The sequence below is a fragment of the Sarcina sp. DSM 11001 genome (assembly GCF_900101015.1).
In the GTDB taxonomy this organism is placed as follows: domain Bacteria; phylum Bacillota; class Clostridia; order Lachnospirales; family Lachnospiraceae; genus CAG-791.
In genome coordinates, this window is record NZ_FNFZ01000005.1 from 99675 (window position 1) to 113214 (window position 13540).

Here is a 13540-nt window from a genome sequence, read left to right on the forward strand (position 1 = left end):
TGTGCAGCTACTCTCCGAAGGTCAGGCGGATGCCCTGTTCCTGTTCATCCGACGCGGCAGGCTGCGCCGCGGCGGCGGCTGCCGATCCGGAACCGGTCTCCGAATATCCTTCTGTATATCCCTCCGTGTAGCCTTCCGTATACTCCGTCCCGGAATCCGCCTGCCCGGCGGGCTGGGCGGACGGCTGCGCAGATCCCTGCGCCGCTTTTCTGATCCGGTCTCCAGTCAATCCGTCCTGGGCCATCATGGTCTTCATCACGGAGATATCCGAAGAAATGTCCCATGCCATGTCCTGGAAAAGGCTGTCCAGGAGGTTTTCAAAGGCCACATTGATCGTTCCCAGGGCGTCGCGGATCTCGTGCCTGGTCGAGACGATGTTCTCTCCCTGGAAAGTCTGACTGTCAAGCTCCTTGTAAGCCTGCAGGAGTTTCATGGTAGTGGGCAGGTAGTAGACCATCAGCCGCCGGAGATTGGGAGCAGAGGAAGGATCCTTCCGGATCTGGTCCAGGATCCTCTTCATCGTGGTCTCCAGCTGAGTCAGCTGAGCCGAGACTTCCTCGTCTCCGATCTCATCATTAAAGGCACGGATACGGCCCATGTACAAAATGCCCTCTTCTACGATCTTCCTCGCTTCAAGAGGGAGCTTGGCATCCTCCGGCCTGGGCCTGAGGTCCTCCGGAAGCTCGTCTACAGCCGCAGCTACAGCTGCGTCCGCGGCGGAGCTGTCCTTTTTCATCTGATCCAGGGAAGCGGCAGCCTCCTGTTCCTGCCGCTCGCGCTCCAGCTGCAGATATTCGTTGTACATCCTCTCCGTGAGCATGAGCGTCGTCTTCTGGCGGTCAAACCAGGCGGCGGGAAGGAGTTCCTCACTCATCATCTTTTCGAGGTTGTTCAGAACAGTCTCCCTGCTCTCCCCCATTGCCCTGGCCAGCTTGCTGATCTCCAGATATTCGGCAGTCCCGGCTACGCGCCCGTATTCATAATATTCTCTGACCAGCTTTTTGCGCTCCTGGCCTGTTTTGATCAGGATCCCGCCCAGGATCGCCAGTGCTCCTGTCACAATGAGGAGAAAAAGGCTCGAGGCTGAAAAGAATCCGCTCTCAAAAAAAGCACCCAGAAGTCCGGTCATGACGGTGTCAATAAAGGCAAATCCCGCACAGACCAGGCTCACGATTCCACCCACGATCCTGCCGAGCCCGGAGTTTCGGCTCACCTGCCTCTGCAGAAAGGGAGAGATCCTGCTGGAAAACTTCGTATGATGGGCCGGCCCTGACGCGCGCTTCATGTATTCCTCGGTCACATTGCCTGATGCATAACCGGCATGACCGTAAGTACGCTGTCCCGCTCCCTGTGAGCTGCCGGAAGTGGTTCCTCCCGGTGCACCCGCATAGGATCCGCTCCCGCCTGCACCGGAACCGCCGTTCTGCAGACGCCCCTGCAGGTTATAGAGAGCGTCCGCCGCCGTCCCCGCAGCGGACCCCGTCACATTCCGCAGCGTCTCATTGAGCCCGGAATAATCTCCATTATTGACAGCATCATTGACTGCCTCCATAATGTCGCTCCCGACATTGAAAATATCCCTTTTGTCCATATCCCACCTCTGTCTGCCTCCGGCAGCGGGTCTGTGTAAAAGTGGCTTTTCCTATTATACTCCATCAACGTCCAAAAATATAGCTGGAAGTGATTTGCCCGCGGCCAGCTTCGCCGACTGTTTTGTTGTCTGACCGGCTCTTGGTCGGACGGGGCTTCACGAAAATGGCCAGCCTCGCAGGAAAAGCCGGAAAAAAACAGCAGGGATGCGATGTTAAAGCATTCCTGCTGAAGAAACAATTATTTCCGGGTCCTCATCAATTGCCGCGGCCGCGGGGAGCCGGGCGCAAAGCAGACTGAAAAAACAGTGCACTAAATGGGCTTATTGATTACGGTGATTTTTGTCCCGCAGGAACACTTGACATAAGAGGGGGCAGGGCTGGGGATCGTGACGCTTTTACCGCATTTGGGACACCTGATCTTCCGGGAGGAGTTTTCAGCCATTTCCCCTCCGCTGACTTTTTCAAGTTCTCCTATATTTATTTTATCCATTTGATCACCTCTCTAATTTCAAGATTCGCTCGCAAGTATCTGGTATTTTCTGTGTCTGACCATCATCTGAAATCATTTCCGGCCTCTTCCCATAATACACCAGGCTTGTATAAATGAAAATATCGGCGAAATCAGAAAAGTCGGAAAAGCACTTTCTCGTTACAGTACAGACCGGCTCGAAACTCGAGGCGTTTTTCGCGGCTTTTTCGCGAAAAACCCGAGTTTTACGGCGAATATCCCATCGCGAAGCGATTTGGAATGGGATTTTCGCAAGCTACAGTACACGCCCTCGATAGGGCGTGTACTGTAGCCTTTCTCGTTACCGTACAGACCCCCTCGAAGGGCGTGGACATGTAATGCTTGCGCAGCAGCAGATCGGGTACAGCAGGGGTTGCGCAACAGAACCGCCGCCGAGTATAATAAATATCGAAAGCCCGCTTAAAAAGTAACTGAGTCCCGCCCGGCGGGACATCATAAATGCTTCGTAAAGAATACATGATAAAATAAAAAGGATAGAAAAGGAGATCGCAATGCAGTTTATTTACCCGGCAGTTTTCAGTCAGAATGAAGATGGCACCTACAAAGGATATTTTCCGGATCTGGAACAGTGCTTCGCGAAGGGCGACACGATCAATGAAGTCCTCAACAGCGCTATCGAAGAAGCCAGGACCTGGATCCAGGTCGAGCTGGAGGACACCTTCGAGCTTCCCCCCGTCTCGCATCCCGAGGATATCGACCTCAAGGAGGGGGAGTTTATCCGTAATATCGCTGTGACGATCAGGCTGTTTGACGGCTGGGATGAATAACTCTGCCGTGACCGGAAGTATCATGCCGCAGGTTGTAACATTGGAACCATGCCGCAGAATATGACTACGAGGCCATGCCGCAGCCTATAGAACCATACCGCAGGACATGACTACGAGACCATGCCGCAGCCTATAACCGTGAAACCATACCGCAGGATATGACTACGAGACCATGCCGCAGGATATGACCAGGGGCAGGATCCTGCCCATCATACTCAAATTTACGATCCCTCTTGTGATCGGTAATATCTTCCAGCAGTTCTATAATATGGCGGATACGATCATTGTAGGCCGGTTTCTGGGAGCGTCGGCGCTTGCTGCTGTCGGCGCGACCAGCACGGTCTCTTTTTTGATGCTCGGATTTGCCATGGGGCTCGCCACCGGCTTCTCCGTCCTGACCTCCCAGCAGTTCGGCGCCGGAGATGAGGATGGCGTGAAGGTCAGTGTCGCGAACGGGATCCTGCTGGCCCTCCTCTTTTCCGCTCTTCTGACCGCCGCCGGTCTGAAAGCCGTCCCGGTCCTTCTGTCCCTCATGCACACGCCTCCGGATATTGCCGCGGATGCAACAGCTTATATGCTGGTCATCTGCTCCGGTCTGACAGCCTCCATGTTCTACAATCTTTTCTCCTCCTTTCTGAGATCGGTGGGGAACAGCCGGGCACCTTTTTTCTTTCTCGCCTTTTCCTCCTGCCTCAATATCGTCCTCGATATCTGGTTCATCGTGTATATCGGCGCCGGAGTCCGCGGCGCAGCCTGTGCGACCGTCGTGTCCCAGGTGGTGTCCGTTTTACTCTGTGCACTCTATATCCTCCTGCGCGTCAGGGTCCTGATCCCGTCCGCAAGGCACTGGGGCCTGAACCGGGCGGCAACAGTCCATCAGCTCCGCATGGGCATCCCGATGGCGCTCCAGTTCGCTGTGACAGCTGCGGGCACGATCGTCATGCAGACTGCGATCAATATGTTCGGATCTGTCGCCGTCGCCGCCTTTACTGCGGCGTGGAGGATCCAGAACGTGCTCACCCAGGGCATGGTCGCTATGGGGCAGACCATGGCCGCCTTCTGCGGGCAGAACTTTGGGAGCAAAAACATTGAGAGGGTCCGGCAGGGTGTCCGGACAGCAGTCCGGATCGAGATCATCTATTCAGCAGCGGCCGGGATCGCCGCTGTCGTCCTTCTCCCCTGGTTTCTGCGGCTGTTTTTTTCAGGCAGCGCCGGAATTGAAGATCTCATGCCCTGGGCTATGATCTATACGGTGGAATCCGCCCTCTTCTTTATTCCCCTGAGCCTGATCTTCATTTTCCGCAACGCCATGCAGGGCTGCAGTTACTCCTTCCTCCCCCTGATGGGAGGTGTCGTCGAGATGGCCGCGCGCACCCTCTGCGCGCTCGCCGGCATCCGTCTCCACAGCTACCTGCTCTCAGCAGGCTGTGACGCAGCCGCCTGGATCACCGCAGGAACCTTCCTACTGCTTTCCTATAGATATATGCTCATGAAACTGACTGCAAAAGATGCTTCATGACCGCCTTCCGAAGCCGGCGTCTTTACAGTCTCACAGAGGAAGATCACACAGATTTGAATATTTTTTGATACAGCTGCCAAATATCTTGCAACTGAAAAAGCGGTTGCTATAATGATTTCGACCCGCACCTGAGATCATTCACCTGAAATCATTACAATAGAGGTATCTGTCATCATGGTTCCCGCGACATCCGGTCAGCAGCTCCGCACCGCAAAAGTTTCTTCCCCATCTTCAGGAAAAAACGGCTCTGTCGAACTCCTGCGCTTTCTTTTTACATCCGTCATCATTCTGTTTCATATCAACCTGGATCTGTGGGATCAGGGCAAAGTCGCCGCCGTCGCAGGCGGCGTTCCTATCGCTTTTTTTCGCCACGGTAATCTGGGTGTTGAATTCTTTTTCCTCGTGACCGGGTTTCTGATGGCGAAATCCGTCTGGAAAGACACTGCCCGGGACAGAGGCTGTGTGTCTGCACCCTGCCATGAATCTGCCCGGAACATGGGGCAGGGACTTCCGCTCCGGGAGAATCCCGTTCCGGACGATCTGCGCCGCCTCCCCGGCCGGACGCTCCGCTTTCTTTCTCATAAGATCAATGCCCTCTTCCCCTATTACCTGCCGGCCTGTCTGATGACCCCTCTGGTCCGCTTTCTGACCGGCCGCAGGCTGGACGCGGTCTATTTCCTGCGGCGGATCCCCTCCCTCTTTTTCCTGCAGAGGCTGGGTCTGGGCCGTCCTATCATCGGCTGCACCTGGTACCTGAGCTCCATGCTGATCGCCCTCGCCATAGCCTACCCTCTCTGCAGGCTGTTCTACCGGGCATACACGCATGTCATCGGGCCGGTCCTCTGCGCTGTGATCCTGTGCGTTCTTGTTCTTTATACCGGATCGCTGGGGGACATTGAAGAGTGGTTCATTTTTACCTACAAGACCAATTTCCGGGCCTTTGCCGAGATCTCCATGGGCGCGGCGGGATTTGAACTCAGCCGCTTCCTTTCGGGAAAAAAATACAGCCGGCTGACACGTATCCTGCTGTCGGCGGCCGCCATCCTCAGTCTGGCCCTGTCTCTTTGCTACATTTGCAGCTTTGCGGCCAATATCTGGAGTCTGCCGGTCTTCTGCCTTCTCTTCGTTGTCGTCGTGGTCTCCTTCTCCGGGGAAGGCGCCCTGGTCAGGGCAGGGATTTTTTCCCATCCTGTCTTCCTGTATCTGGGATCCATCAGCCTGCCCATGTATGTGACACAGACCCTTATGCGCATGTACGTGCCCTGGCGCTTTGCCGCCTGCAGCCCCGAGGTCCAGTGCCTCCTGATCTATACCGGGATCCTGCTCCTGGCCGTTGTCATGCACGCCGCAGTCACCAGGGTAAAAGACATGATAAAAAGCCTCCGCTCCGCGCATTCGCCGGCTTATGAAGGACACAGCAGAAGACTCCTTACATTCCCCCGCCTCTTTTCATGATCCGCACTTTGTGATCCATCCTTTTATCCTTCATCGCGCAAGACTCACAGGCGAGTCTTGAAGCTCTGTCTTTCCTATAATCGTAACATACTTGTGGCCATGGGTGGGTGCCCGCAAACATGTATGAATAACGCCGGACAATGTGAGCAGATGCCCGCATTGCCCGGCGTTAATATTCCAGTTAATACTCCAATTAATACCCCGGTTAATATTATCGTTAATATTCTCGTTGATATTCTATAAGCAGAAAGTTGCAGCGCTCCTTTACTCTTTCTTTTTGTACTCCATACAGAGCATGGTCAGGTCGTCAAACTGCTCCGCATCCTGCACGAAACCATCCACCGCCCGGCGGACGTTGATGAGGATCTGCTGGGGAGAGGCCTCCGGATCCTGGTTCAGGGCGTCGATCATGCGGTCTATACCGAACATGTTGTTGCCGGCGTCCGTAGCCTCCGGTACGCCGTCCGTATACAGGAACAGCTTGTCGCCTTCCTCCATCTGGAACTGGTATTCTTTATATTTGATACCATCCATTCCGCCGATGACAAAACCGTGCCTGTCCTTGAACATCTCGAAGCGGTCTCCCTTTTTCAGGATCGGGTACTCATGCCCGGCATTGGCCGCCGAGACCTTTCCCGTGGAGATCTCCATAATACCCAGCCAGACGGTGACGAACATCTCGACCTGATTGCTGGAGCAGAGGGCTTCATTGGTCTTGTTGAGGATCTCTGCCGTGGACTGTCCGAGCATGGCGCAGCTCTGCAGAATGACCTTGGAAATCATCATGAACAGGGCTGCAGGAATACCTTTACCGCTGACATCTGCCATGACCATGCACAGATGATCATCGTCGATCAGGAAGAAGTCGTAGAAATCACCCCCGACCTCCTTGGCCGGATCCATCGCCGCATACAGGTCAAACTCCCGCCGGTCCGGGAAGGCAGGGAAAATATGCGGCAGCATGCTGCTCTGGATCAGGTTGGCCATCTTCAATTCCGTGCTGACGCGTTCCTTTTCCCTCGTTATCTCCTTGATCTCTTCTATATAGAGCCTTGTTTTCCTTGAAATTTCGTCAAAGGACTCCGCCAGCAGTTCAATCTCGTCGTCTGTCCTGTAACAATCCTTCATCTTGAACAGCTCACCGGTCATGCTGCTGCGGATGATATCTCTGGTCATCTGCTCGATGGGCTTTACGATCTTGCCCGCGGCAAAGAGAGCGGCGCCGGCGCCGGCAGCGAAAATAGCTGCCAGGATCAGTAAGACCGTCCTTGCCGACCTCGCCGAGCCTGTCCTGAATCTGCCGCTCGCCTCCTCATTGATCCGGGCATATTCGGCCAGCATCTGCTTTTCGGGCAGATCCGTCACCTCTTTGTCCACAGCGGATATGACTGCCCAGCCTACTGAGGGCATCGGCGCTCCGGCCATGTAAAACTGCCTGTCATTGACCGTGATCAGTTCCATGTCCGTCGCTTCCTGAAGGGCAGTTTTATAGATCTGCGCGAGTTCCGGGTTATCTTTCAGGACCAGCTCCACCTCCTGCTTGGTGCTCTGACCGGAGTTTTCATCTTCGGAAACTGTCCCGGTGATAGAGGAAGCGATCACCTCTCCGTCCTTACTGACGATTGAAACATATCCGCCTCCGTCACTGTTGGCGGAACGGACGATTTCATTCAGATTATCAAGGATTACGTCCGCTCCGACGACCCCGACGATCTTACCGTCCACGACAACAGGGGCAGAGCAGGTGATTCCCGGCTCGCCGCTGAAAGCATCTGGTTCGATGCCTGTGAAATAAAGACCGCCTGTTTCAACCGCTCCCTTGTACCAGGGCCTGTCCCTCACCGGGAAGGGGATCAATTTTCCATTCTCGTCGTATTTGTTGACAGTGCTGGTATCAGCTGCCAGATGGGTGCCGTCCGCGAGCCCGATATAACAGGCGCTGATCTTGTCGTAATTCTTCAGCATGGCGATCATGGAGGCAGACATATGCCCGACGACTCCCAGATCCTCCGACTTCGTGTAATCTACGCCTTTTTCATGCAGGACCATGACGGCGGCTTCTCCGTCTTCGGACCGGTCGGGAAGATGGACCTCCGCAGGCGCAATACTGGCTCTGTTCTCAAAGAGTCCCTGCGCCATTGTCTGCATCATATAGACACAGTTAATGACTTCTTTAAAATCATTGTCCGCATTTTTTGCATGCATAGACGTCATTTCGGCAAGCGTTCCCTCCATCATCTGGTGCATGGTCTGCTCTGAGACCTGGGAGATCGCCTTCTCCTGCTCTACTCTCGTGGTTTCCACGACATCAACCAGCATCTTGTTCTGATAGAACGATATCCCGATAAACACAACCACTGCCACAGACAGCATGATCATCACAAGGGCGATCATCTTTTTCTGCAGGCCGCCAAATGTGAAACCCAATATCTTCTTCAATCCCATAACCTCCGTGAGAAACTGCTTGTCTTTTCTGTTTATATTCCTATTTATATTATTCTGTTTATATTTATTCTATTCTACCTTTACCTTATATAAAAGGCAAGTTCCGGCACGGAGCCGAATTTTCCTGTTTTAGTCCAGGTTACAGTACAGTCCACTGTAACGATGATTCTTTTGTCTAAACAAAATTAATGGGCATGGTTTTGAAGGATGTGGTATGATAATCAATAAGTTGGGGCTCTTCGGGCATTTCCCAAGGAGCAGTTACTTAAGACGTGTGGATGCCAACCATGTTTTGCAGGCACCCGCCCACGGCACAAACAGGAAAGGAGAAAAACTGTGGAATCATTTTTTAAGCTCAAAGAAAGGGGAACAACTGTCCAGACCGAGATCATGGCGGGCATCACGACCTTCATGACAATGGCTTATATCCTGGCTGTCAATCCCAGCATCCTGGCCGATGCCGGAATGGATAAGGGCGCGGTTTTCACGGCTACCGCTCTGGCATCCGGAATCGCCTGCGTACTCATGGCGCTTCTGGCCAACCTGCCTTTTGCCCTGTCCGCGGGCATGGGCCTCAACGCCTACCTGGCCTACACCGTTGTCATCGGGATGGGCTACAGCTGGGAGACGGCTCTGACAGCGGTCTTTGTGGAAGGTCTCATCTTTATCATTCTGTCCCTGACCAACGTGCGCGAAGCCATCTTCAACGCGATCCCGACAACGCTCAAGGTCGGCGTTTCCGTCGGTATCGGTCTTTTCATTTGTTTCATCGGCCTCCAGAACGCGCACATCGTCATCGGCAGCACCACACTGGTCGGCCTTTTCCCCTTCGGCGATTCTATCCGCGAAGGGATCTTTCGCTCGGAGGGACTCCCCGTCCTCCTCGCGCTGATCGGCACCCTGGTCACCGCCTTTCTCGTCATTAAAAGGATCCGCGGGAACATCCTGATCGGCATCGTCATCACCTGGGCGATGGGCATCCTGTGCGAACTGGTCGGATTTTACGTTCCGAATCCGGAGGCAGGTTTCTATACCCTCATTCCCTCCGGTGTATTCTCCGCACCCGCATCGCTCGCTCCCACTTTTATGAAACTTGATTTTTCAAACATGTTTACCCTGAACTTTTTCTCTGTGATCTTTGCCTTTTTATTTGTCGACCTGTTTGACACACTGGGAACCCTGATCGGCTGCGCCTCAAGAGCGAATATGCTCGATGAGAAGGGCCGCCTTCCCAATATCCGCGGCGCTCTGCTTGCGGACGCGATCGGCACCACGGCCGGAGCCTGCCTGGGCACCTCGACCGTCACGACCTTTGTCGAATCTTCATCCGGTATTGCCGAGGGCGGACGCACAGGCCTGACTGCGATCACGACAGGATTTTTCTTCCTGCTCTCGCTCTTCTTCGCCCCGCTGTTTCTCGCGATTCCTTCCTTCGCGACAGCTCCCGCACTGATCATCGTCGGTTTCCTCATGATGCAGCAGGTCGTAAAGATCGAGTGGCATGATCCAGTCGAAGCCATCCCTGCTTACATCGCGATCTTTGCCATGCCCTTCATGTACTCCATCTCCGAAGGCATCTCCATGGGCATCATCTCCTATGTCGTGCTCCACGTCCTTACGGGCAAGACCAAAGATATGTCTCCCCTGATGTACCTGCTCGCCGTCCTGTTCGTGCTCAAGTATATCCTTCTGTAACGGATCAATCTTACGGAGTACACAGGAACAGGCTGTCCCGTGCCCTGTCCCTGATTGCAGACAGGCGCATTTTGGACGTCATTTGGGATAAACTAAAGAACAAATGAAATAAATGTTCCTGAAAAGGCCTTGAAATAAAGCCCTGAAAAGAGAGGCATCAAAATGAGTAGATACATAAAATATCTGGCACTGTGCTTTGCATCCATATTTTTGATCACAACAGCACCTTTACAGGCATGGGGAGCCGGAGAAAACAGCTCCCTGGCAGCCACAGCCGGTTCCACACTGGCAGAGGCTGCGGAGACTTCCGCCACAGCAGACAGCGCAGAAAAAGCTTCCCCGGATGAAGCCGCCGCCTTTTTCTATGAGCACGACCCGATGGAAAACCCGAAGGCGGCTGAGGACATCATGGTCAACCCAGACGCTGTGTACGGCTACTCCCCCAGGCCCGATTCCGTGCGTCTGAAAGCGTACGCGGACGCGGACTGGTCGGACGCAGCTCTGGTCGAAAGCGCAAGGCAGGACCGTCTCGCTTACCATGAATCGTTCAAGGAACTGTACAGAATGATCGAGCAGATGCTCGGGGAAGCAAAAAATGTCGAAGAAATCGCCCGGGCAGTCAGTACACGCAGAAACGAGATCCGCCTTGAATCCTACAAGGACAACCCCCAGGGACTTGAAAAAGTAAAGAAAAGCAATCTGGATACCTATGGTAATGAGAACGGGCCGACACCGGAGTCCCTGTATGAAAAATATGGTTCCTGGCAGACAGTCCTGGAAAAATCGCTCTCGTCAAATCCCGGAATGGATGCCTGCCTGGGATTGTATGATATGTATTATGATACATATGATATAGAAGAAAAAGTCCTGCAGGCGGCAGACTCAGAGACCGAGGCAGAAAATACAGACGCAGCTGAGGATGATGCACAGGAAACTGCAGACAATATTGAGGAAACTGCAGACAGCACGGAAGCGGCTGAGTCCGACATGGAAGAAACTGCTGCCGCTGTTGAGACCAGGACCTACAAAGTCGTCTCCGGAGACAGCCTGTGGAATATCGCACAGGATCAGTATGGAGACGGGTCAAAATGGAATGTGATTTATGAAGCAAATAAGGAAGAGATCAGTGATCCCGGCCTTATCTTCCCCGGCCAGGAACTCAAGATCCCGAATGCCGCGTAAAAACCAGATTTATCCACAGTGAATAGTAGATTTATCCACAGTAAAAACAGATTTATCCACAAGGCTTAAAAAAGGTTCATCCGCAATGGACAGTTATTGCGGATGAACCTTTTTCTTTGCGCGAGGCTGATCCGCCCGGTTCTGTGTTATAGAACCAGCAACAGGCAGGCCGTGACCACTATTCCGGCGATCAGACCTCCCAGATGCGCCATCGCATTAATGCTCCTGTTTGAAAAAGCATAAAAAGCATTGATCGCCAGGACACGCAGGATCCCGTAGAGGGAGACCCCTCCATAACCCGGCAGAACAGCGAAGACCAGATAAGCCCCCAGAAGGCCGAAGACCGCCCCGGAAGCTCCCGCGGACAGCCTGTACTGTCCGGTTTTGATTTCTTTATAATAGCTCAACAGATTTCCCGCAAGTCCGGAAATCAGATACAGAACCAGAAAAAGCGGGATCCCGAAGAACCTCTCCAGAGCCGGTCCGAGATTGGACAGAGAATACATGTTGCAGAGCAGGTGGATGAAGCCGAAATGAAGAAACATGGATGTGATCAGCCGGTACCACTGTCCGCGCCTGACGTAAGGGGTATATTGGGCCCCGAACTTCATGGCGACGTCCCTGTTCGTCGAACCACCCTGCGACGTCTCCAGCAGGAAAATAACAATATTGATTCCGATCAAGACATAGGTTGCTGTCAGCTTCATTGCTCCTCTCTCCCTCTGTCGGTACCGGGCCTCTGTGTCGTAATAGCACACAACAGGCATTGTACTTCTCTCCCTCTGCCGGTGCCGGGCCTGCGTTCATGGTGTCTTTTAATCTTTCAATATCTATTTCATCTTTGAAAGAATTAATTGAAAACGGCTGTTTTGAAACGATCGTCCCATGAGCAGCATTTTCGACAAGTCAATACAGAGTATTTTTTTACATTTCACCTTTCAAACAGGGTCTCCAGAAGCGACACGTACTTATCTGCCAGACAGACGATCCAGGCTTCGCGGCTGCGGGGCATGTGACGAAGGGTCAGCGGCCACATGTGACTCTGAATGACATGTTCTGTCCTGGCATCGATACCGAAGTCCCTGTCGGCATTCCGGGCGGCTTTCTCCGGATGCCTGAAGCCATGCAGCCTGTGCGTTCCCCCGTCCTTTTCATGCCAGTCATACAGATAATAGTCGTGGAGCATGGCACCCTTCAGGAGGGTCTCCTCATCCGCGTGAAGCCTGAGGCGGCGGTTGATCCTGCTGCTCAGGTCCGCCACCCTGCAGCAGTGGTCATAGGTGCTTACCTTTCCGTGCTGAATGTACTGGCTCATCTTCTGGATCCTGAAGTCTTCTTTTAATTCTGTAAATAACCGGTCATGCTCTTTCATCAGACGTCCTCTTTATCAATTGCGCTTCCTGTGGAATGGTATCATTTATAATTTCTGTTGACAAGAGACCTGCAGATCTTCGGTCTCTGGCGGTCTCTGGGCATACCCCCGGGAGAATAACCGGGAAAATAACAGGCGGTACATCTACAAAATCCTCCTTCATTTTGATAAAATAAACGCGGTAATGCGATGGCCGGTATAACTGTTACCAAAAAAAGAACAGAAAGAATATATTATCTGCCTATAACCGGGCAGGGCAGTGAAGCAGGTCCCTGCTCTGGCACAGAGGGGACGAAGGAAAAATATGAAAGCAACGACAATTTTTAAGTTTATCGGTATTTTGTTTGTCGTGATCGGGGCTGTCGTCGGCATTGGTATGCTGGCCGGAGGGTTCGGAAGCACAGAAAGACCTATGATCTTCATGGGTGTCATGTTCCTGGTCATGTTCTGCGGGATCGGCGGTCTTTTTGCAGTGATCGGATTCCGCATGGACAGGGAGGATAAAAAAGTTCTGGAACAAGGTTCTTCCTATCTGGGCAAGATCCTGGATTATCGGCCGGATATGCGCGTGACCATCAACGGAGCTCCGGCTCTCGCTCTGGTAATCCGCTACTACCGCATGGGAGAGATCTGTGAAGCCATTGTCAACACGGGAGAAGCAGACCGCAGCAAATACCCCCTGGGCAGCACCGTCGCGATCCGTCTTTACGAAGGGAAGGCGGCTCTGGAACCCGGATCCGTCTCCGACATGCACATCGAGCGCGAGGAAGATCTGCTGAATCCGGACTTTGATCCCAATGTCAATGTCTCCTCGGTCGGGATCAAGTGCCCCAACTGCGGCGCAAATATTACGGTCCCCTACGGTATGAGCAGGATCTGCCCCTACTGCGACTCCAAGATCACAGTGGACAAAAACGGAAGACTTGTTACAGGCTTGTAAAAAAAGACAGCTTTTTAACAAGCCTGGTAAAACGAGAGGTAAAA

The 13540-nt window shown here is 53.2% G+C and carries 11 protein-coding genes; 6 read left to right on the forward strand and 5 right to left on the reverse strand.

Features of this window, described 5'->3' with window-relative positions:
• Window positions 1-7: 7 nt before the first annotated feature.
• Both BLT02_RS03745 and BLT02_RS03750 read right to left on the reverse strand, forming a co-directional pair.
• A complete protein-coding gene (locus tag BLT02_RS03745) occupies window positions 8-1591 on the reverse strand; it encodes a 5-bromo-4-chloroindolyl phosphate hydrolysis family protein (RefSeq protein ID WP_092991707.1) in 1584 nt (527 codons plus the stop codon).
• A gap of 311 nt (window positions 1592-1902) precedes the next feature.
• Window positions 1903-2082 carry a hypothetical protein gene (locus BLT02_RS03750; RefSeq protein WP_092991709.1) on the reverse strand — a complete coding sequence of 60 codons (180 nt, stop codon included), beginning with the start codon at window positions 2080-2082 and terminating at the stop codon, window positions 1903-1905.
• Between the two features lie 530 nt (window positions 2083-2612).
• Between BLT02_RS03750 and BLT02_RS03755 the strand changes: the two genes are divergently transcribed.
• The 3 genes from BLT02_RS03755 to BLT02_RS03765 all read left to right on the forward strand — a co-directional run bounded on the left by BLT02_RS03755 (window position 2613) and on the right by BLT02_RS03765 (window position 5862).
• Complete coding sequence (locus tag BLT02_RS03755; RefSeq protein ID WP_092991711.1) at window positions 2613-2888, forward strand: type II toxin-antitoxin system HicB family antitoxin; 276 nt, start codon at window positions 2613-2615, stop codon at window positions 2886-2888.
• A 172-nt stretch (window positions 2889-3060) separates the two neighbouring features.
• Window positions 3061-4407, forward strand: coding sequence for an MATE family efflux transporter (locus BLT02_RS03760; RefSeq protein WP_092991713.1), 1347 nt, complete (start codon window positions 3061-3063; stop codon window positions 4405-4407).
• A 174-nt stretch (window positions 4408-4581) separates the two neighbouring features.
• The gene (locus BLT02_RS03765) at window positions 4582-5862 is read left to right on the forward strand and encodes an acyltransferase family protein (protein ID WP_092991715.1); all 1281 of its coding nucleotides are present in this window, start codon (window positions 4582-4584) and stop codon (window positions 5860-5862) included.
• A gap of 264 nt (window positions 5863-6126) precedes the next feature.
• Here BLT02_RS03765 and BLT02_RS03770 read toward each other — a convergent pair whose 3' ends face one another.
• Complete coding sequence (locus tag BLT02_RS03770) at window positions 6127-8301, reverse strand: SpoIIE family protein phosphatase (protein WP_175453672.1); 2175 nt, start codon at window positions 8299-8301, stop codon at window positions 6127-6129.
• Window positions 8302-8697: 396 nt separating this feature from the next.
• Here BLT02_RS03770 and BLT02_RS03775 point away from each other — a divergent pair, with 396 nt between their 5' ends.
• Both BLT02_RS03775 and BLT02_RS17700 read left to right on the forward strand, forming a co-directional pair.
• Window positions 8698-10002, forward strand: coding sequence for an NCS2 family permease (locus tag BLT02_RS03775; protein ID WP_347474891.1), 1305 nt, complete (start codon window positions 8698-8700; stop codon window positions 10000-10002).
• Between the two features lie 162 nt (window positions 10003-10164).
• Window positions 10165-11184, forward strand: a complete 1020-nt coding sequence (locus BLT02_RS17700) for a LysM peptidoglycan-binding domain-containing protein (protein WP_092991721.1) — start codon at window positions 10165-10167, stop codon at window positions 11182-11184.
• Window positions 11185-11330: 146 nt separating this feature from the next.
• Here the strand turns inward: BLT02_RS17700 and BLT02_RS03785 are convergent, their stop codons facing one another.
• Entirely contained in the window at window positions 11331-11891 is a 561-nt protein-coding gene (locus BLT02_RS03785; RefSeq protein WP_175453673.1) for a rhomboid family intramembrane serine protease, read from the reverse strand.
• A gap of 224 nt (window positions 11892-12115) precedes the next feature.
• Window positions 12116-12556, reverse strand: coding sequence for an HD domain-containing protein (locus BLT02_RS03790; RefSeq protein ID WP_092991725.1), 441 nt, complete (start codon window positions 12554-12556; stop codon window positions 12116-12118).
• A 304-nt stretch (window positions 12557-12860) separates the two neighbouring features.
• Here BLT02_RS03790 and BLT02_RS03795 point away from each other — a divergent pair, with 304 nt between their 5' ends.
• Window positions 12861-13496, forward strand: a complete 636-nt coding sequence (locus BLT02_RS03795; RefSeq protein WP_092991727.1) for a TFIIB-type zinc ribbon-containing protein — start codon at window positions 12861-12863, stop codon at window positions 13494-13496.
• Window positions 13497-13540 lie beyond the last annotated feature (44 nt).